The 19,618-nt window shown below is 46.2% G+C and carries 18 protein-coding genes; 3 read left to right on the forward strand and 15 right to left on the reverse strand.

Going from position 1 to position 19,618, the window contains the following annotated elements; translation table 11 throughout:
• Positions 1–20: 20 nt before the first annotated feature.
• Positions 21–1,289, reverse strand: coding sequence for a DUF3472 domain-containing protein (locus tag BQ8014_RS18630; RefSeq protein ID WP_080905668.1), 1,269 nt, complete (start codon positions 1,287–1,289; stop codon positions 21–23).
• Between the two features lie 645 nt (positions 1,290–1,934).
• On the opposite strand from BQ8014_RS18630, the gene BQ8014_RS18640 reads away from it, so the two are divergent.
• Both BQ8014_RS18640 and BQ8014_RS18645 read left to right on the forward strand, forming a co-directional pair.
• A complete protein-coding gene (locus BQ8014_RS18640) occupies positions 1,935–3,830 on the forward strand; it encodes a DUF349 domain-containing protein (RefSeq protein ID WP_080905670.1) in 1,896 nt (631 codons plus the stop codon).
• A gap of 60 nt (positions 3,831–3,890) precedes the next feature.
• Positions 3,891–5,102 (forward strand): hypothetical protein, encoded by a 1,212-nt coding sequence (locus BQ8014_RS18645; RefSeq protein ID WP_080905671.1) that lies wholly within the window; start codon positions 3,891–3,893, stop codon positions 5,100–5,102.
• Positions 5,103–5,110: 8 nt separating this feature from the next.
• Here the strand turns inward: BQ8014_RS18645 and folE are convergent, their stop codons facing one another.
• The 14 genes from folE to BQ8014_RS18715 all read right to left on the reverse strand — a co-directional run bounded on the left by folE (position 5,111) and on the right by BQ8014_RS18715 (position 18,363).
• Positions 5,111–5,704: a GTP cyclohydrolase I FolE gene (folE, locus tag BQ8014_RS18650; protein WP_080905672.1), complete on the reverse strand. Its 594-nt coding sequence runs from the start codon at positions 5,702–5,704 to the stop codon at positions 5,111–5,113.
• 15 nt (positions 5,705–5,719) lie between these two features.
• Positions 5,720–6,202 (reverse strand): SPOR domain-containing protein, encoded by a 483-nt coding sequence (locus tag BQ8014_RS18655; RefSeq protein ID WP_080905673.1) that lies wholly within the window; start codon positions 6,200–6,202, stop codon positions 5,720–5,722.
• Positions 6,203–6,317: 115 nt separating this feature from the next.
• Positions 6,318–7,073 (reverse strand): triose-phosphate isomerase, encoded by a 756-nt coding sequence (gene tpiA / locus BQ8014_RS18660; protein ID WP_080905674.1) that lies wholly within the window; start codon positions 7,071–7,073, stop codon positions 6,318–6,320.
• A gap of 17 nt (positions 7,074–7,090) precedes the next feature.
• Positions 7,091–8,365 carry a BT_3928 family protein gene (locus tag BQ8014_RS18665; protein ID WP_080905675.1) on the reverse strand — a complete coding sequence of 425 codons (1,275 nt, stop codon included), beginning with the start codon at positions 8,363–8,365 and terminating at the stop codon, positions 7,091–7,093.
• A 3-nt stretch (positions 8,366–8,368) separates the two neighbouring features.
• Positions 8,369–8,914: a DUF1599 domain-containing protein gene (locus BQ8014_RS18670; protein ID WP_080905676.1), complete on the reverse strand. Its 546-nt coding sequence runs from the start codon at positions 8,912–8,914 to the stop codon at positions 8,369–8,371.
• A 92-nt stretch (positions 8,915–9,006) separates the two neighbouring features.
• Complete coding sequence (locus BQ8014_RS18675; protein WP_080906067.1) at positions 9,007–10,311, reverse strand: M23 family metallopeptidase; 1,305 nt, start codon at positions 10,309–10,311, stop codon at positions 9,007–9,009.
• Between the two features lie 293 nt (positions 10,312–10,604).
• Positions 10,605–12,701, reverse strand: a complete 2,097-nt coding sequence (gene recG / locus BQ8014_RS18680; RefSeq protein WP_080905677.1) for an ATP-dependent DNA helicase RecG — start codon at positions 12,699–12,701, stop codon at positions 10,605–10,607.
• Between the two features lie 10 nt (positions 12,702–12,711).
• On the reverse strand, positions 12,712–13,386 hold the full coding sequence (locus BQ8014_RS18685; protein ID WP_080905678.1) for a 2-C-methyl-D-erythritol 4-phosphate cytidylyltransferase: 675 nt from the start codon (positions 13,384–13,386) through the stop codon (positions 12,712–12,714).
• Positions 13,383–13,580, reverse strand: coding sequence for an exodeoxyribonuclease VII small subunit (gene xseB, locus BQ8014_RS18690; RefSeq protein ID WP_080905679.1), 198 nt, complete (start codon positions 13,578–13,580; stop codon positions 13,383–13,385). Before xseB ends, BQ8014_RS18685 begins: the two co-directional genes overlap by 4 nt.
• 7 nt (positions 13,581–13,587) lie before the next feature.
• Entirely contained in the window at positions 13,588–14,919 is a 1,332-nt protein-coding gene (xseA, locus tag BQ8014_RS18695; RefSeq protein WP_080906068.1) for an exodeoxyribonuclease VII large subunit, read from the reverse strand.
• On the reverse strand, positions 14,903–16,300 hold the full coding sequence (locus tag BQ8014_RS18700) for a S8 family peptidase (RefSeq protein ID WP_080905680.1): 1,398 nt from the start codon (positions 16,298–16,300) through the stop codon (positions 14,903–14,905). Before BQ8014_RS18700 ends, xseA begins: the two co-directional genes overlap by 17 nt.
• A 123-nt stretch (positions 16,301–16,423) precedes the next feature.
• Entirely contained in the window at positions 16,424–16,879 is a 456-nt protein-coding gene (locus BQ8014_RS18705; RefSeq protein WP_080905681.1) for an Lrp/AsnC family transcriptional regulator, read from the reverse strand.
• 174 nt (positions 16,880–17,053) lie between these two features.
• Positions 17,054–17,761 carry an FKBP-type peptidyl-prolyl cis-trans isomerase gene (locus BQ8014_RS18710; protein ID WP_080905682.1) on the reverse strand — a complete coding sequence of 236 codons (708 nt, stop codon included), beginning with the start codon at positions 17,759–17,761 and terminating at the stop codon, positions 17,054–17,056.
• A 14-nt stretch (positions 17,762–17,775) separates the two neighbouring features.
• Positions 17,776–18,363: an FKBP-type peptidyl-prolyl cis-trans isomerase gene (locus tag BQ8014_RS18715; protein WP_080905683.1), complete on the reverse strand. Its 588-nt coding sequence runs from the start codon at positions 18,361–18,363 to the stop codon at positions 17,776–17,778.
• A gap of 425 nt (positions 18,364–18,788) precedes the next feature.
• Here BQ8014_RS18715 and BQ8014_RS18720 point away from each other — a divergent pair, with 425 nt between their 5' ends.
• Complete coding sequence (locus BQ8014_RS18720; RefSeq protein WP_080905684.1) at positions 18,789–19,481, forward strand: NAD-dependent deacylase; 693 nt, start codon at positions 18,789–18,791, stop codon at positions 19,479–19,481.
• The last annotated feature ends 137 nt before the right edge of the window (positions 19,482–19,618 follow it).

Here is a 19,618-nt window from a genome sequence, read left to right on the forward strand (position 1 = left end):
CAATTACAGACCGCTTTATGTTATTTCAGTTTTTTCAGGTTGACCTCGGGGCGTTTTCCGGTTTTAGTACGGTGAAAGAGGCTTCCATATGGGGTATTATCATCAAAAAAACCGCAATTATGCAGGAAAAAACTGTTCTTTGACTCGTCAATTCCTCCCGAATAGTCCATTCTCACTTTTGCCCGGGCCGTATTATCGTATGTAAAACGTCCCTCGGTTATTTCGGCCCATTTCCCCTTGGCTGTTACCACCCATTGATTGGAGAAATAAACTTTACGTTCGATATATCCCTGCTCCTTATTAAAGTTTTCAAGAAACGAATGCGCATTTTTATACCATGTTTGAGTTAAAGGGCGAAGAAAGCTGGCGATCATGCGCCAATTATTTTCATCAGGCGAAAAGAAATAGGCCGTATATTCAGTATTTCCCTTTTTATCGGGGCGTACACGGGTTATAAACCGATAAGTGACCCCCGCCTTCCACATATAACGGAGAAAACTCTGTCCCCCGGACCCTTCATTGCCGAATTCACCGATATGAACATCTTTTCCTTTTCCCAGAACTTTGATCCTTTGGTCTTCGGGTATCACTTTCGGATCATCGGTAGCAAAAGGGCTCCATACCGAAAAAAGGATCCTTCTTTCTTTTTCCGAATTAACTTGTATGCCGCAATATCCTTCACCGAAACCATTCACCATAAAGTAACTGCCTACCACGTCTTCACCTTCGGGTACGGTTACTTCATTATAAAAATATTCCACATCTTCATCCGGAAAGGTATACTTCATATGAACCGAAGGCCCTCGGCGCCCCCAATAGGTAGAAAAGTCATGTATGTAATTGAGGGGTTCTTCAACAACAGAGCCATCGATTATCCAATCCGATACAACAGCAAAATATTCGTCCGTTTTACTTATTCCCTGCAGGTCGACCCTTACATATCCGGGGCGTTCGATCAGGATATGGTTGGCAACGGGAATAATAGCCCACTCGGAACTCTCCAGCGTGAGTGGATAAACATCCCCCTGTATGGTAACGTTGATACGGGACTCTTTTGATAAAGATTTCACGCGTAATGACAGGTTTAAACTACCGGACTTGTTTACTTTAAACCATGAAGAGATCACGCTGGATGACTCTTTCCAATCTTCAACTCCGTTATCCGTAATTTGTGCACCCTCCTTGCCCTCCGTTACGTAGGCATTGCCCGAAAAAGAGATAGTAATGGGAGCGGCACTCAGACTTATTATCACATTGATTAACAACGCCAGTAATGTAATTTTTCTCATTTTTCTCTATCTTTTAGGAGTCGGAATCACTTGCCTAGCTAATCTCTAAAATCGAAAGATACAATCCTCCTCTATTCTTCTTGCTTTCAAAAATACATTTTTTTATTCTAAAGACATCGGTAAACGGTTCCTTTACTTCAAAAATCAATTGTTTTTTTATATTTAGAGGCTGCCGGATACTTCGTGTTCACAGTTATTTGTATAGAAAAAATTCAGTTAACTCATTATGAAAATTCAGTTGACTGAATTCTTTCATTCAGTTAACTGGTTGCATTTATTCAGGCAACTGAATTTTCAATTCAAGGAAGGTGCGGATAAATCTCTATTCAGCAACTGCAACATTACACATTAAACCTGATCCCTACGGGAAGGTCTACCCGGACCGTCCGGTAACCCCAGTCGACAGCCAGACCGAATTTAACTGGTTTGAAAACCTTTGGTTTTTATCTTTTGGATTTCTTGTTGATTCTAAAAAGACAAAGCGTACGTCGGCCAAAGGTGGAAACAGGGCTAAAAAGCCCATGGATTTGCAATCTGTCATTAAATCTTTTTATTTAATTGGTGGAATCAAAAAATATTTAGTTTAATTTGTAGTCGGAACAAATCCATAAGAACAATTGTTCTTATAGTTAAATGCGATTGAATATGATGGACTCTCATGAAACTAATTTACCACCGGAAGAAACCGGTAAGTTAGAAGAAACTCAGGCTCCGGTAAATGGCACAAACCCGGAAAACGAAAGCAAAGCTGATACTGCGGAACACGAAGTGATTGAAATGGCTAAGGAAGAAACAACGCCGCTGGTAGAATCGGTAGCACCCACACCTACACCCCAAATTGCAACAAAGCAGGAAATTGTAAACAAGCTAAAAGCACTTGCCGAAAAAGTGGAGGAATCCTCACGCAGTGAAGTGGATTCTCTTAAACAGGCCTTCTATAAACTTCATAGGGCAGAAGTGGAAGAACAAAAGAAAGAGTTTCTGGAGAACGGAGGGGTTGAAAGTGAATTTATTCCTTCTGAAGATGAAATCGAATCGCAGGTAAAAGAGTTATTGAACGTAATCAAGGAGAAAAAAGCCAACCTGACCGCTGAAGAAGAACGGCAGAGAGAGGCGAACTATGCACTGAAACTCCAACTGATAGACCAATTAAAAGCGTTGATCAATAGTCAGGAGGATTTCAACAAGCTGTACAATGAATTTAAGAGCATCCAGGCCAAGTGGAAAGAAACCAAGCAGGTTCCGCAAGAACATGCCAAAGAGTTGTGGAAAGAATACCAGCTCTATACCGAACAATTCTATGATATTATCAAAATAAACAACCAGTTCCGCGATTATGATTTCAAAAAAAACCTGGAACTGAAAACGGCGCTTTGCGAAACGGTAGAGAGGCTGGATGAAGAACCGGATGTCATTTCCGCATTCCACCAATTACAGAAATTGCATGGCCAATGGCGCGAAATCGGGCCGGTAGCCAAAGAGATACGGGAAGATATATGGAACCGATTCAAGGCGGCTTCTTCCATCATCAATAAAAAGCACCAAGCTCATTTCGACAAATTAAAGGAAAGGGAACAGGAAAACCTGGAGGAAAAGACGGCGATCTGCGAACAGATCGAAGCGATCGACTATGATTCCCTGAAAAGCTTTAAGGACTGGGACAGCAAGACGAAAGAGATCATCGGATTACAGGATAAATGGAAGACGATCGGCTATGCTCCCAAGAGACAGAACATAAAGATATTCGAGCGCTTCCGTGCGGCATATGACTTCTATTTCAGCAAGAAAGCGGCCTTCTATAAATCCATCAAGGAAGATATGGAAAGGAATATGGAACAGAAGAAGGTGCTCTGCGAAAAGGCCGAACAGCTGAAAGACAGTACGGATTGGAAAAAGGCGACCGAACAGTTCATTGCGCTGCAAAACGAATGGAAAACAATCGGACCGGTGGCGCGCAAGTATTCGGATACGATATGGAAACGATTCATTACTGCCTGCGACTATTTCTTCGAACAGAAGAACAAGGTCTTTGCCTCCCATAAGTCGGAAGAGCAGGAGAACCTAACGGCCAAAAAGGAACTGATCGACAAAATCATCAATCTGGACGTAACAACAAATACAAGCGAGGCACTGGAAACATTGAAAGAATATATCGCCGAATGGAATGCCATCGGATTTGTTCCGTTCAAGGAAAAGGATAAAATATACAAGGTCTTCCATGCCGAGGTAGATAAGAAGTTCGAGGCGCTGAACATCGATCGGGGCGAACGCAAGATACAGCAGTTCCGATCCAACCTCAGCGGGCTGGGCGAACAGGGCAGGGGAAAGATCCTGAACGAACGGGATCGGCTGATGCGCACCTACGAGCGGATGAAAAACGAGTTGCAGACGTATGAAAACAACATCGGATTCCTGAGTATCTCTTCCAAAGGCGGAGGAGGATTGGTCAAAGAGATGGAACACAAAATCGAAAAGCTTAAAAAAGATATGGAACTGGTGGTACAGAAAATCAATGCCATCGATGAAAATTTAGAACAATAGTAACTTAATCAATAAAGAAGCTATCTCATAACGGAAGGTAGCTTTTTTATTTCTTGTCCTATGCCCAAATTGCATTTCTTCAATCCGGGACATGAAACGGCAATCTTAGATGGTTCGCCGAATTATACACCGACCCAGACGGTACGGTCGATGACACATGAATTGGCTTTACTTCCAGCCTGGTATGCCGATTCGGAAGATTATATTTTCATGGAAGAGAAGGCCTCTCCCCTTTTTCTTTCTTCGTTGACTAAGACATGGGGGATGACATTTCCTAAACCTGTATACAAAGAAAACCTGCTCCGCGGACAAAATCCTTTTCCAACCCCCGTCCAAGCAATGCCCTGGGGTATCTCTCCCCAAAGCGTTTCCTTGTTCGAACGCCTGAATCATGAATCGATCCTCCCTCCACTTTGGAAAGAGGAATACCGGACGCTGACCGGGCGTCAAACAGCAGCGGACTGTCTCGACAAAATAAAGGAAATATTACCTCTTGCCCAAGAGATTTCTACTCCGCGTTTTAGTAGTACGGAACAAGAAGTGGAAGAATATTTACGGCTTCACCGCCCTCCTTTTCTGCTAAAAACGCCCTACTCCAGTTCAGGAAGAGGTTTGCTATGGATTGAGAACCAAACGCTAAATGAAAAAGAACGGATTTGGCTTCGGGGGGCCTTCCGCAAACAAGGTTCGGTCAGCATCGAACCGGTACTGAAAAAAAGGAATGACTTTGCCATGGAGTTCTATTCTGACGGGAAAGGAAATGTATCCTACGAAGGCCTGTCTTTAATGGGAAACAATAGCAAAGGAAAATTTCAGAATTGTGCGTTGGGTACGGAAGCGGAAATGGAAAGCGCTTTGCTTTTCAACACAGCATTTACTCCTCTTGATTTGCAAAAGACCCGGGAGGCGGTTATGGCCGTCATGCGCTCCGCCCTAGCCTCCGTCTATGAGGGATATTTCGGTGTGGATATGCTTTTATATGTCAATGAGGACGGGATTATGCGGATTCATCCGCTGGTGGAAATCAACCTTCGCTATACAATGGGATTGGTAGCTCTTCAAATCAGCCGGAAACATCTCAAAGAGAAAAGGGGAATAGGAAACTTTAGCATCGAATATTTCAGCCACCGGGGCGATGCGCTCTATAATCATAAAATCAGGGGAAAAGCCTATCCCTTGGAAATGGAAGGAAACCGGATCGTCTCCGGTTATCTCTCGCTCTGCCCTGTCCGCCAAGACACGCATTATCTGGCCTCCATCGTGCTCATGTAGGGAAGGAATCAGCGGGAATGTTTGATCAGGTTCATGAATTCCTCCCGCGTTTTGGCCTGCTGGAAGACTCCGGTGAAGTCGGAAGTGGTCGTTAGGGAGTTTTGCTTTTCGACTCCCCGCATCTGCATGCACATGTGCTGCGCTTCAATGACAACCATCACTCCGAGAGGATCGAGGGTATCTTGTAGACATTGCTTTATTTGCAAGGTAAGCCGTTCCTGTACCTGTAAACGGCGGGCGAAAATATCCACGACACGAGGGATCTTGCTAAGTCCGGTAATATATTTACGGGGAATATAGGCGACATGCGCCTTACCGAAAAAAGGAAGCATATGATGTTCGCAGAGCGAAAAGAAATCGATATCCTTCACGATTACCATTTGCTTATAATCTTCCTCCTGAAACATGGCGGAGCGCAACACCGCCTGCGGATCCTGCTCATAGCCCTGTGTTAGAAATTGCATGGCCTTGGCTACCCGTTCGGGCGTTTTCAACAGTCCTTCCCGCCCACTGTCTTCACCTAACAAGCCGAGTATCTCTTTATAATGCCCTGCCAGTTTCTTCCTTTTTTCCAAAAGGATTTCGTTTTCAATCATTGCCATCTCCGTCCGCGCTTTTCAATCCAAGGGGATTTGAATATTCTCTTTTACAATATACATTTCTTTCCCATAAGAGGGAAATATACTTATTATCTGCTGCATTAAGTGGAAGGCTTCCTCCCGCGTCGCACAGTCTCCCACACGCAACCTCCAGAACGGGGCTACATAAGTGACATAGGTCGGCACACCGGGAAAGGCCTCCTGTATATGCCTTTCACGCGAAAAAGCTTCCGCCTTGGAACCTCGCGGATCATTTCCCGAATAGACTTGCGTCCGGTACCCTTGGGCAAGCAGATAGTCCCGCCCTTTGATCCGTTCTATTTTATCTCCCTTCATACGGGTTCCCACCAAATTACGAATCGCTTCGGATTGATGGATGCTCACCTCCCCTTTTCCCGGTTCCGAACGCTGCAAATCATCAATAATCGTTGAGTTCGACTGGGCAAAAAGCGATGTTACGCTGAATGCGAATGAAAGAAGAAGAAAATAAGACTTTCTCATAGCTGGAGATACAATTATTAAAAGTAGATAGGAAATAAAGCTTCCTATAAGCTTTTTTCGAAAGAAAAGAAGGAGGGAACGGATCCCTCTCCCCTCTCTATTCTTAAGAAATCGATCAGAATGCCTCTACAATCGGCAAGAATTTATCTACACTTAAAGAAGCGCCTCCGATCAAGCCTCCATCCACGTCAGGATTAGAGAACAGTTCCTTTGCATTTCCGGCATTGCAGCTACCACCATAGAGTATGGAAGTATTTTCAGCGACTTCTTTACCGTATTTGGCAGCAATTGTCTGACGGATATGCGCATGAATTTCCTGGGCTTGTGCAGCCGTAGCCGTCTTACCCGTACCGATTGCCCAAACCGGTTCGTATGCCAAAACCAATTTACCGAAATCGGCGGTGGACAGATCGAATAAAGAAGCTGTAATCTGGCTGTCTACCACTTCAAAGTGCTTGCCGGCTTCCCTTTCGGCCAAAACTTCACCAATACAAAATATCGGAGTCAATCCGTGGGCCAAAGCCAATAATACTTTTTGTTTCAGGATCTCAGGCGTTTCATGATAGTAAGCGCGCCGTTCAGAGTGCCCTAAGATAACATATTTAGCACCTGTGGAAGCAACCATGGCGGCTGAAACTTCACCGGTATAGGCTCCGCTTTCTTTGTCGGCCAGGTTTTCCGCAGCTACTCCGATCTTTGTCGTATCAATTGCGGCGGCTATACTTGCCAAATGAGTAAACGGAGTTCCGATGATCACATCGCAATTCACGGATTTCCCTTTTAAAGCTTCATCCAAGCCTTTTGCTAAAGCCAGACCTTCAGGAAGCGTCGTGTTCATTTTCCAATTTCCTGCAACAATATTCTTTCTCATAATTCTAAAATTAATAATTATATATTAGCATTCATTTTACCTTTTCGAATACGGAAGAAATCATAAATCCATATGGATAACAAAGGTAGTGTAAAACATAATACGATACAAAGCCAAGGAGCTTCTTCTTTCCGAGGAGTCTCCTTCGACTGCAGATAACTTGTTACAATAGCCGGCAAGGCCTCTTCTTCGGGAATATCATTATAATGCCATTTGGCCAGGATCGTACCCCGCTTCATCAGAATAAGTCCCGGATTGGAGCGGATCATCGTCTTAAGCATGACACCGTCCCCAATCAGGAAAGGATAGTCCGCTCCCGTATTGTCAGTCCAATTGCGAATCGCAGCCTCCGAAGAGGCAGTCAGGCAATAAAACGAAATCCCATTCTCATGCGCATAGTCGTACACCGTATTGATTTCATCGACCGGATCGTCATTAGCCTGCTCCAGATCTGAAGAGATCAACAGAAAAAGAGCAGAATCGCTCAATATGGCCTCGGAACGGTCTTCCCCTTCCATCGTACGTACATCAAAGGAGAGAATCGGCGGGACGTATCCCTCTTTCAACAATTCGGTTTTGGATTCGACGAATGTCCATGTACTGTCGTCTACCGGCGCATTCTCCAAAGAAAACTCTTTCTTTACTCCGTCCTTCTCATAGACAAAGGAGTAGGAATATTCATCCTGCGACGCTCCGGCCGGAATCGCCATCTGCCGGGAAATATTCACCCCTATCTTGTATGGACGGAAATCAATCATCGGTAGATGATTGTAATTCCAGGAAGAAAAAACAATGGCAAACAGGTAGGCAAACAAAGCAACCCCCCAGTAAACCTTATAGGAATAGAAAGGCGTAATCCGTTGGTTATATATAAAGACAAGAATCGCAGCCGCCAATAAGATGATGTTTTTCAAGAAAGTCTCCCAATTGGTAATAACCAGCGCGTCGCCAAAGCAACCACAATCCGAAACCGGATTGAACAACGCAAGGTAAAGCGTCAGGGGAGTCATCACACACATGAAAAGTAGAATCAGGAAGGTCGTTATCCGCCGGTAGACCGCCAGCAAAAGACAAACACCCAAGGCAAATTCTGCCGCTAAAAGAAGAAAGGAGAAGGTTACGGACAAGGATGACAATTCTTTCAAACCGAAGGCGGAAAGATATTCTCCAATCTTAATCGCTCCGCCCATCGGGTCGATTCCTTTGACAAATCCTGAAAAGATAAAGACACAGCCGATCAGCACCCGACAAAACTCAGTCACAATTTTCAGGATCATGTCTTTCTTATTCATCGCTCAGCCCTCTCCGAATTCCAATTTGATTAAAGCAAATAAAGCGTAATTGACCATATCCATATAGTTTGCCTCTATACCCTCCGAGATAATCGTCTGTCCGTCGTGTTCCTCGATCTCTTTGGTACGGTAGATCTTCGTCAGGATCAGATCGGTATAAGAGCTAATCCGCATCCCGCGCCAAGCCTCGTCATAATCATGGTTCTTGGCATACATCAGTTCCTTCGTTTCGGTTATATACTTGTCATAAAGCACCAAAGCATCCTCCTTGCCCAAGTCGGCAGATCCGGAAAAGCCAAGAGCCAACTGGATCAGCCCGATAATCCCATAGTTGACAATTGCGATAAATTCAGGCTGGACGCCTTCGCCTACCTTGCTCACTTTTTTCATTTCCAGGCTTCTGATCCGGTTGGCCTTGATGAGAAGTTGATCGGTAATGGAACAAGGACGCATGATACGCCAGGAGGTTCCATAATCCTGCAACTTCTTCTCAAAAACATCCCTACAAATGGCAATGACCGCCTCAAATTGTTTCTTCGTATCCTCCATAAATTTGCGAATGTGAAGACAAAGATAATAAAAACAATAAAGGCATAAATGTGAAAACATCTATGCCTCTTGTGATTTCTTACAAATTAACGTTAGGAGCACCGCAGCGGACGTCCGATTTTCAGGATCGTCGACTTTGTGATTCCGTTCAATTCGCAGATCTTACGAATCGAAACACCATACTTGCGGGCGATAGCATCTAATGTATCGCCGGATTTGATGCGGTGGTAAACGGGTTGGTCCGAAGATTGTGACGCTTTATCCTGGGATAGATCTGCAATGGCGGACGAACGGGCTTCGACCGTAGTGGACACCATTGACTCGTCGGATCCGGCTTCTGACGTTACCTTGTCTTCTTTTTTCGAGTTTCCTTTTGCAATTTCCTCTTTTGGCGTTTGATTTCCCGCATCCCTTACGACGTGCGTACCGCAACGTAGCGATTGTCCGATCCGCAGCCTTGTAGTCGATTTTATTCCGTTAAGCTGGCATAAATGACTTACGCTTGTTCCGTATCTCTGCGCGATCGCTCCTAATGTATCGCCGGATTTTACACGGTGGTATACCAGTTGCTGGTTGGAAGAGGTATAAATATTACTGCTCCGCCCATTGACTTTCACGTTATGAAAAACATAAAGGTCTTTGTGGGGAACTCCATTTTCAAAATCGATAATTTCAGCCGGATTGATCGCTTGTCCCAAGAAACGGGTTTCAAAATGCAGGTGCGAGCCGGTCGAACGTCCCGTATTTCCGCCCAAAGCAATCGGCTGCCCAGCGCGAACAATGTCGTTTTCATCAACCAGGAATTTGGACAAATGGCCGTAGACTGTTTCCAATCCGTTCGGATGGCGCACTACCAAATAATAACCATATCCCCGGCGTTCATAATTCTTGATCCTTATTTTCCCGTCAAATGCTACACGGATCGTATCGCCAACCTCTACTTTCAGGTCGATGCCACGATGCATCCGGCGACGGCGCGGGCCATAGACGGAAGTAACTTTAATCTCATTAAGTACAGGAAGGATAAAGGAAGAACAATCAATTGTGCAGGAATCAGGGAAATGGATATTTTTATTGCGGAAAGGATCGACGAAACGATTATCCCAATCGGAGCCATATAATTCTTCTGCGGGGAACATTAAAGATTCTGTTTTCAGCAAACTTTCGTAATCGGCCTCCTGAATCGTTGTCATATCACTTGCGACAACCTCTTTTTTAAATCCAACGCGATCCGCCATTAATTCGGAAACGTTGTATTCTATCTTTTTTATAGGTGTTTTTGCCTTCGCTGCTTTACGAGTAGAATGCTGTACTCTCTTATTTGGTGCAACCTGGGCTTGTGTAGCAGAAATCATTGCAACAGCACAAGTTAAGAATAGTAATTTTCTTAGTTTCATTCTTTCCTTTTTAATAGAAGTTCTCCCGTGATATGAGTTTTTTATCCGGGAAATAATAGACAAATGTTCTGTTTTATCACTTAATGGATTCAAATATCCAAAATCCAATCCAAAAATCCAATCTTATTAACAAAAAAACAACTATGTAAAAAAGAGCTATTTAGGGAATTCATGCTCCCCAATAACTATACTTCAATAAGTTAGAAACGCTTTATGTTATACAACACAAGGATAAACAAAAACAAGATTTAACATCTTATTGCCATCTTGCTTTATTAACAGCCTCTTAAGAATTAGCTAATCAGTCCCCAGTTGATTTTGCGGCGGAAAAGGGAAGCCAACCGCTCCCTTAAAGGGCGGTTTTGCTCCGAAGTAAGCTCCGGATCCGCATCCAACACCTCATTCGCCAGATCCCGGGCAAATTGAAGGATCTGTCCGTCACTCGCCAAGTTAGCAATTCTCAGGCCGATACCTTCCCCACTCTGCTGCGTCCCTTCCAGATCTCCATGCCCGCGCAGGCGCAAATCGGCTTCGGCGATCTCAAAACCATCGTTGCTGTTGACCATAATTTCCAACCGCTTCCGCGTATCGCTGCTAAGTTTATAGGAAGAAACAAGAATGCAATAAGACTGTTCACTACCCCGTCCGACCCGTCCACGCAATTGATGCAATTGGGAGAGGCCGAAACGCTCGGCGCTTTCGATGACCATCACCGATGCATTCGGTACATTGACGCCTACTTCGATGACGGTCGTCGCCATCAATATCTGCGCCTGTCCGGAAACAAATTGCCGCATCTGCGCCTCTTTGTCAACCGCCTTCATTTTTCCGTGAACCATGCAGACTTTGCATTCGGAAAAGACCTCTTTAAAGACCTTGAACCCCTCTTCCAGATTTTTGTAATCCAACTTCTCACTCCCTTCGATCAAAGGGTAGACGACATAAACCTGCCGCCCCTTTTGGATTTCCCGACGCATAAACTCGTAAAGTTCCGCCTTCTTATTGTCGTACCGATGCAAGGTCTTAACCGGTTTCCTGCCGGGAGGCAACTCATCGATCACCGAAACATCCAGATCTCCGTAGAGCGTCATGGCTAAAGTACGCGGAATAGGGGTCGCCGTCATGACAAGGACGTGCGGCACAATACGGTTCTTTATCCAAAGCCGGGAGCGCTGCTCTACGCCGAAACGGTGCTGTTCATCGATGATTGCTAATCCGAGGGAGGCGAAAACCACAGTCTCTTCGATCAGAGCATGGGTACCGATCACGATCTGCACCTCGCCGGAGGCGATCGCCGGAAGGATACGGGCCCTCTCCTTCTTGCCCGTCGAGCCGGTCAGCAGCTCGACACGCACATCCATGTCTTTTAGGAATCCCTTGATTGTTGCATAATGCTGGTTCGCCAGGATTTCGGTCGGCGCCATAATGCAACCCTGGCAATGGTTGTCGATCGTCAACAACAGGGCAAGCAAGGCGACCAGGGTTTTCCCACTGCCGACATCCCCCTGCAGTAGGCGATTCATCTGCCGCCCGCTCCCCATATCCGCCCGTATTTCACGCATGACGCGCTTTTGGGCGTTCGTCAGTTCGAAGGGCAGGTAGTCTTTATAAAAAGTATTAAAGTATTCTCCGACTTTTGGGAACACGATTCCTTTCAACTTCATCGAGCGAAGCCGGGAAGTGCGAAGGATATTCAGCTGGATAAAAAAGAGCTCGTCGAACTTCAGGCGCAACTGGGCCCGGCGTAACTTTTCAGTCGATTCCGGAAAATGGATATTCCGCATGGCCTCCGTCACCGAAACCATGCGGATCCGTCCCAGAAGGTAGGGAGGAAGCGTTTCGGGAATCTGGAAATTCAAATTGCTCAGTAGTGTATATTCCAGATCCTGGATCGCACGGGAATTAAGGAAAGACTTTTTCATCTTTTCCGTCGTATTATAGAAGGGAGTCAGACCGGAAGCCACTTGTCCCTCCTGAGAAACGGGATCGATCTCCGGATGCACAATATTATAGGACTGGGCAAATTCCGTCGGTTTACCGAAAACAATATATTCCTGCCCGATCACGTACTTGTCTTTTATATAGTTCAAGCCTTTAAACCAGACCAGATCGATAACTCCGGTTCCATCCGTAAAACGGGCAATCAACCGCTTTCCCCTCATTTCCCCTATCGTATCAAAGGACAGGATACGGCCTTTTAATTGAAGATACGGCATCTCTCCATCCACCTCGGACACTTTGTAAAAGCGGCTCCGGTCGACATAGCGGTAGGGGAAATAGAACAATAAATCCTCATAGGAAACCAGTCCGGCTTCTTTCTTCAGTACTTCGGCCTTTCGTGGTCCCACGCCGGGCAAGTACATGAGAGATCGTTTGTCCAATTCCAGCATGCGCTTCTTTTTAATCGGTCCATTCCGTAAAAAGGGCTTCCGCCACTTTCAAATCAAAAGGGGTGGTAATCTTTATATTTTCCCGGTTACCGGGTACTAATGTAATCACTCCTCCATCCGCCTCGACCACCGAAGCGTCATCGGTAAAGTTCGGAAGATCCGCCCGTTCATAGGCTCTCAGAAGGATTTCGGACCGGAATACCTGGGGAGTTTGGATCAGTCGGTAACATTCCCGGTCGACGCTTATGCTCCCTTCCGCCCGGATCTCACGCACCGACTCGACCATCGGGACGGCAGGAACAGCACTGCCCGTTTCCGCCGCCGCCTCAAAGCAGGCGGCAATCACTTCGAGGGAAACAAACGGGCGTACACCGTCATGAACGCCGATCAATCCCGGCTCGACAACGTATTCCAAGCCGTTCCGAACCGACTGGAAGCGGGTATCCCCGCCGGTCGCTATCTTGTGCGGCGCCCGGCAGCCGATTTCCCGGCAAAGCATTTCCCAGTAAGACTGATAGGCCTCGGGCAAGACAAGAATCAATTCCGCCGCCGGATTCCAACGATGGAACAACTCCAGCGTATGCATTAGGATCGGTTTCCCATACATCGGAATAAATTGCTTGGGTAGTTCTCCACCCATACGCATCCCTTTTCCTCCCGCCATAATCAGCACATAGTCCTTCACTCCAGATCCTCCAATACCTTTTTAACTTCCTCGTCCGCTTTGAAAAGCTTTTCTTTACAGAGCTTGATTAACCGGCTGGCTTCTTTCACTTTGTCCGAAAGCACGTCCACGTCCAGTTCACCTTTCTCTATATCCGCCACGATCAACCTCAGTTTCTCGATAGCTTCATTATAGGTTTCTTCTTTTGTTGCCATTTCCTTTTTATTTTATCACTTTCCCGGTATGTTCGCCATCCGTGAAACGGGTAACAAAGATATCTCCCACCCGGAGGGCATCCGCCCGTTTCACAATCTTTCCATCCTTCAGCGTCAAGCTGTATCCCCGCTTCAAAATATAATCGGGGGAAGCCATCTTTATATATTGTTCGGTCAGGTCTAAATAGCGGACCGATTTTGTCAATCCGGCCTGCACATTGTTCTTAAGTCGGTAGTTTATCTCGGCTAACATAGTGCCTCGCCGATTCAACAGCGTATTGGCCGCAGCCGACAGCTTGTTGCCCCACCGTTGCATCAGGGAACGGTTCCCTTCCAGACGATTTACCGCTAATACCGGTAATTGGGTAACCAACAGTCGCAAAAGCGTCTTCTGCCGGGTCAGGAGTTCCGTAGCGGAGCCTAACGCCCTTTCCTGTAATTCCTGCAATTCATCAGCGGTTTCATCCAGCTTCGCAATCAGGAATTCGGCAACAGCGGTGGGGGTCTTCATCCGGGTGTGTGCTACCAAGTCGACCACCGAATCATCCCTTTCATGTCCGATGCCGGTAAGTACTGGCAGCGGAAACTGCGCGCAATGGGATGCCAGCGCGTATGAATCAAAGCAGTTGAGGTCAGCAACCGACCCGCCTCCCCGAAGGATTACCACGACATCAAACAGATCCATCCGCGAATAAATCCGGTCCAGCGCCCGGATAATCGATTCTTCCGTCTTTCCGCCCTGCATGATGGCAGGGAAGAGCTTTACGTAGAACTGATAACCTGCCCGGTTCGACTGCAACTGGTTCATAAAATCTCCATAGCCCGCTGCCGTAGGGGAAGTCACCAGCGCAATCCGCTGAATCAGTAGAGGCAATTCCAACTCTTTATTTAATGCATAAACGCCCTCTTCCTGCAAGCGGCGGATGATTTCCATCCGTTTCCGGTAAAGATCCCCCAAGGTATAGGAAGGATCGATGTCTTGCACCGTAAGGTTGTATCCGTACAATTCATGGAAATCGACCGACACTTTAACCAGTACCTTCAATCCGGAACCAAAAACCTGCCCGGTTTCTCCCTCAAAATAAGGTTTCAACATCCGGAAAGTCCGGCTCCAGATCATTCCCCGGGCTTTAGCCACGAGCTGTCCCGTTACCGGATGTTTCTCCACGAATTCCAGATAACAATGCCCGGAAGACAGATTCATCCGGACATCTGTCATTTCGGCACGGACCCAATAGGTTTCCGGAAGTGCCCGGTGAACGGCTTCCCGTACCCGGGTATTGAGTTCCGACAGGGAACAGGCCTCCCGTTCTTCACGCTCATCAGTTCCGTACAGCATCTTTGCATTCTTTTTTATAAGCTTTATATACATCCGGGATACCATAGCCCAATTCCGCATCCGGTTGCCGGTGCAAATGGGCCGTTTCCTGCAACAGGGTAATCAGATCCCTATTACGAATCCATGGAAATGCCTGCACCAGGCAAACACCCAATCCGGCCAGAATAGGCGTCGAAAAGGAAGTGCCGTTCGAATAACGGATATTACCCGTCGGATCGACGACACAAGCCATCGTACCCAACGCCACCACATCCGGTTTTATCCGGTAATCGGCTGTAAAGCCGACGGAACTGAATTCACTCTTTGCCCGTTCTTCCGTTACGGAACCGACCGTCAGCAAATCCGGCGAATCCGAAGGGAAAGTGATTTTTCCCCACTTGCTCCCCCCTTCATTCCCTGCACTGCAAAAAAGCATGAGCCCGCACTTGGCCGCAGCGCTCGCCGCCCGGCTGATAAAAGCGGTTCGCCCGTCCAGGTCGTTTTGGGTATAATAAAGGGAATCGTCCGTATCAAATTCGAAATATCCCAGGGAAGAGGTGATCACATCGACACCTACGCTATCTGCGTATTCTGCAGCAGCCGCCCAATAATCCTCTTCAATGGGGAACTCCGCACGGGAGTCTTCGCTCTTAAGCAAAAGGTAGGAAGCCTCAGGCGCCGTCCCGATCATGACACCCGGTAGATTGGCGGCCATGCAGGAAAGGACTTTGGTTCCGTGATCATCCTCCCGGTAGACATCGGCGCCGGGAAATACGAAATTACGCGTACCGATCACGTTCAGCGAATCGAAAACTGCCAGACGGTCTACATTCATAAAACCGGCATCAATCACAGCCACACGGACGCCTTTGCCCCGGTAACCGGCCTGATGCAACTTGATTCCGTTCAGCATCTTGATTTGCGATTCGGCATAACCGTACAGATTTTCCAGCGGAACATCCGGCGTCAGAAAACGGGAAGTGTCGGGTCTTTCCTCCGGACGGACCAGTCGGTCTACACCGGCCCATACACATTTGACCGAATCCACGAAAGCAAATCGTTTGAGTCTCTCCGAAGCCAGGCTATCCCGCAACTCCAGCACAATGGTTTGCAGCCATTTGCTTTCGGTCACCGCTGTTCCTCCGGAAGAGAGAAGGGAGTCCTTATAGGCCGGAGCAATCGGAAAATCCGTTTCCGTAACGGGAATGCCCCGAATTGTCCGCCGAGCAACCGCATCCGCAGACAGGAAAGCCTCCGGCTCCTCAACCCGGAAGCCGGCTTCTCCCTTATCACTCAGGTAAACCCGAAAGCAATAACTCTTATCGCTCCAAAGGGTATGTGAGAAAGAAAGAAAGAGACACCCCAAAAGCGTCACTCTCTTCAAAAATTTTAGATATCCCATCCTTTTGTCTTTTCATGGATTATACCGACAAAAATAATAAACCTTTACGAACTCAGCAAACATTACGAAAAACCCGGCCCTACAGAAGTAGGGCCGGGTTCCGTCTATTCATGAAAAAATCAATTAAATGATTGGGATCTCACGTTTAACGCTTTGACGAAGCGATATCAACGTCTCTGTTGCAGTGACTCCCGGTATTTCCTGGATTTTGGAGTTTAACAATTCCATAAGATGTTCATTATCCCGTGCATATAGCTTAACCAACATCGTGTATGGCCCTGTGGTAAAATGGCATTCCACAATTTCCGGAATCTTCTCAAACTCAGGGACGACATCCTTGTACATGGAACCCTTTTCCAATTTAACACCGATATAGGTACAAGTGTTAAATCCCAGGATTTTCGGGTTGATGTGGTAACCGGATCCGACAATCACATTCATATCGATCAATCGCTGTACACGTTGGTGGATGGCAGCGCGTGAAACGCCACATTCTTCTGCTACATCCTTAAAAGGTATCCGGGCATTCTTCGAAATGATACTTAGAATCTGCCGATCCAACTTATCTATTTTTTCCATCTTTAGTAATATTTTGGACTTTATTTGGTTTTCTTTCCATAGATCCTATCAAAAATACAAAAAAAAATCATTCTTTATATCCACATGAAAGAAAAACACACAAAAAAAGAAAGAAAAGCCGGTAAATAGCGCCTAATGCCTACTTACCGCCTTTTCCTATCGGAGGGTTATTCCTTATTTTTTCTTGACTTCAAGTAATTCCACTTCAAATTCCAGAGTACTGTTCGGTTTAATGTCCGGCCCTGCAGCGCGATCGCCATAAGCCAATTCTGCCGGAATCCAGAAGATATATTTAGAACCGGCGGGCATGATTTGCAAGCCTTCCGTCCATCCCTTGATTACCTGGCTAGCAACAAATTCTTGAGGTTCTCCGCGTTCTACAGAACTATCAAAGACTTTTCCTTCCAAAGTTTTACCGGTATAATGTACTTTCACTGTATCATCGGCAGTCGGCTTAACACCGGTTCCTTCTGTGATTACTTTATATTGCAATCCGCTTTCGGTCGTAACGACACCGGCCTTCTTTTTATTTTCAGCAAGGAACTTGTCGCCGGCTTCTTTCTGGGCAGCGCTTTCTTTTGCTTGCGCTTCTACGAAATAAGTCTGCAAATAAGTCTGGGCTTGCTCCGGCGTGATTTTGAAATTGGCGGAATCACCCTTCATTGCGGCTTCGAAGCCAGCCAGTAAAACATCTACATTAACAGGCTCTCCCGGCATTCCGTGCAGGTTTTCCTTGAACATCGCTCCGTTCGCTACCCCGATTGCATAGCTGGCGCTATCTACGGCTGACTTTAGATTGGCACTTTTTTTTGAATCACAAGACGTTGCTGATACACTCAGCGCTACGAGAGCCGTAGCAACTAAAACATTCATTTTTTTCATTTGACAATATTATTTTACTTTACAATATCCAATAGTTCGACCTCGAAAACCAGGGTGCTGTTCGGTTCGATCGCCTCTCCCGCACCGTTTGCCCCGTAGGCAAGTTCCGACGGGATAAATAATCTCCATTTGGAACCGGTTTCCATCAATTGCAAAGCTTCTACCCAACCCGGGATAACCTGCGATACGCCGAAGGTTGCCGGCGTGCCACGCTGAACCGAACTGTCAAAGACGGTTCCGTCGATCAACGTTCCGTGATAATGGCATTTCACACTATCCGAAGCCTTTGGCTTTGCGCCCGTACCTTTTTTCAGCACTTCATATTGCAAACCGCTCGGTAGTTCCACAACGCCTGCTTTCTCCCGGTTAATTCGTAGGAATTCTTTGCCGGCCGCTTTGTTGATTACACCTTTTTCTTCCTGAAGCTTGATAAAAAACTCGTTAATTACTTGTTTTGCCTCATCATAACTGATTTCAGGCTGTCCCTCCATCAAAACATCTTTTATTCCCTTGATAAAATCATCGACGTTCAGGTCATTGATTCCCGAACTGCGAAAATTATTTCCGATACTCAATCCAAGCGCATAACTTACTTTATCCATCCTCTTTATTTAACCGATTATAGGGCACAAAAGTAACTCTTTTAATGATATGGCTTACGTTTTGAACAAAAAATTTCGCTTAATTCCCTCTTTTTAGCTGGAAAAGCATGCTTTTGTCTCAAAATCTCCGGAACGATTTAATTTTTAGCATACTATTCTTTTATTTAAGTTTTGCCAATGGATCCGCTCCCCCCTGTCTTATTGCAACTTACCAATATGAATAAATTATTCATGTTTTTATATAAATCGGAACTACCCGGAAATATTTAGCCTATGCCCTGACAGGAAAAAGAGAAGCAATAAAAATTAAGTGATTTTAATATCTTGAAAGATGTTAATGGGAAAACACAGGACATCCTATGGAGTATTATCGTATTTTTGTATATCCGACCCATAAGAGTCGAACAATATAAAAACGTACTCCAATGAAAAAACTTGTTGTTTTAAGCGGCGCGGGAATGAGTGCCGAAAGCGGAATTTCCACCTTCAGAGACTCGGATGGTTTATGGGAACGCTATCGGGTGGAAGACGTAGCGACCCCGGAAGCATTTGCGACCAATCCTTCTCTCGTTCTCGACTTCTATAACCAACGGCGACGGGAGTTATTGAAAGCCAAACCCAACGGCGGGCATATCGGCCTTGCCGCCCTGGAGAAAGATTTTGAAATGCATATCGTCACGCAAAACATCGACAACCTGCATGAACAGGCGGGGAGCAGCCACGTGATCCACTTGCATGGGGAACTAATGAAGGCTTGTCCGGTGAATAACCTGAACAAGACCTACGACTTATCTCCCGACCATCCGGATATCCATCTGGGTGACTTGGATCCGGACGGGCAGCAACTCCGCCCGTTTATCGTCTGGTTCGGCGAACCTGTCCCCATGATCGAGCCGGCGATCCGTCTGGTCGAAGCCTCCGATATCATGGTGGTCATAGGCACGTCGCTGAATGTATATCCCGCCGCCGGACTGTTGAATTATGTCCGCCGCGGCCAACCGATCTTCTTAATCGACCCGAAAGAGGTGCAAACGTATCGCCGGGATGTGGAATTTATCCATAAGGGAGCCACAGAAGGGGTGAAGGAACTGACCGAAAAGCTAAAGGCTTATCACTGAAGGCATCCAATGATATCCATTTTCCTATCCACATGAAGAGGGATGTGTCAAAAGCTATCGCTTATCCATTTAAAAAATTGATAACTATGAATGCGCTCATTCATAGTTATCAATAGGGGCCGGATTTTCTTTTGATA

The sequence above is a fragment of the Parabacteroides sp. Marseille-P3160 genome (assembly GCF_900162725.1).
Taxonomy (GTDB): Bacteria; Bacteroidota; Bacteroidia; order Bacteroidales; family Tannerellaceae; genus Marseille-P3160.

Excerpts from the sequence above, each read along its gene's own strand:
- BQ8014_RS18630 (WP_080905668.1), bottom strand. The coding sequence starts at position 1,289 with ATGAGAAAAATTACATTACTGGCGTTGTTAATCAATGTGATAATAAGT.
- BQ8014_RS18640 (WP_080905670.1), top strand. The coding sequence starts at position 1,935 with ATGATGGACTCTCATGAAACTAATTTACCACCGGAAGAAACCGGTAAG.
- BQ8014_RS18645 (WP_080905671.1), top strand. The coding sequence starts at position 3,891 with ATGCCCAAATTGCATTTCTTCAATCCGGGACATGAAACGGCAATCTTA.
- folE (WP_080905672.1), bottom strand. The coding sequence starts at position 5,704 with ATGGCAATGATTGAAAACGAAATCCTTTTGGAAAAAAGGAAGAAACTG.
- BQ8014_RS18655 (WP_080905673.1), bottom strand. The coding sequence starts at position 6,202 with ATGAGAAAGTCTTATTTTCTTCTTCTTTCATTCGCATTCAGCGTAACA.
- tpiA (WP_080905674.1), bottom strand. The coding sequence starts at position 7,073 with ATGAGAAAGAATATTGTTGCAGGAAATTGGAAAATGAACACGACGCTT.
- BQ8014_RS18665 (WP_080905675.1), bottom strand. The coding sequence starts at position 8,365 with ATGAATAAGAAAGACATGATCCTGAAAATTGTGACTGAGTTTTGTCGG.
- BQ8014_RS18670 (WP_080905676.1), bottom strand. The coding sequence starts at position 8,914 with ATGGAGGATACGAAGAAACAATTTGAGGCGGTCATTGCCATTTGTAGG.
- BQ8014_RS18675 (WP_080906067.1), bottom strand. The coding sequence starts at position 10,311 with ATGAAACTAAGAAAATTACTATTCTTAACTTGTGCTGTTGCAATGATT.
- recG (WP_080905677.1), bottom strand. The coding sequence starts at position 12,701 with ATGCTGGAATTGGACAAACGATCTCTCATGTACTTGCCCGGCGTGGGA.
- xseB (WP_080905679.1), bottom strand. The coding sequence starts at position 13,580 with ATGGCAACAAAAGAAGAAACCTATAATGAAGCTATCGAGAAACTGAGG.
- xseA (WP_080906068.1), bottom strand. The coding sequence starts at position 14,919 with ATGCTGTACGGAACTGATGAGCGTGAAGAACGGGAGGCCTGTTCCCTG.
- BQ8014_RS18700 (WP_080905680.1), bottom strand. The coding sequence starts at position 16,300 with ATGGGATATCTAAAATTTTTGAAGAGAGTGACGCTTTTGGGGTGTCTC.
- BQ8014_RS18705 (WP_080905681.1), bottom strand. The coding sequence starts at position 16,879 with ATGGAAAAAATAGATAAGTTGGATCGGCAGATTCTAAGTATCATTTCG.
- BQ8014_RS18710 (WP_080905682.1), bottom strand. The coding sequence starts at position 17,761 with ATGAAAAAAATGAATGTTTTAGTTGCTACGGCTCTCGTAGCGCTGAGT.
- BQ8014_RS18715 (WP_080905683.1), bottom strand. The coding sequence starts at position 18,363 with ATGGATAAAGTAAGTTATGCGCTTGGATTGAGTATCGGAAATAATTTT.
- BQ8014_RS18720 (WP_080905684.1), top strand. The coding sequence starts at position 18,789 with ATGAAAAAACTTGTTGTTTTAAGCGGCGCGGGAATGAGTGCCGAAAGC.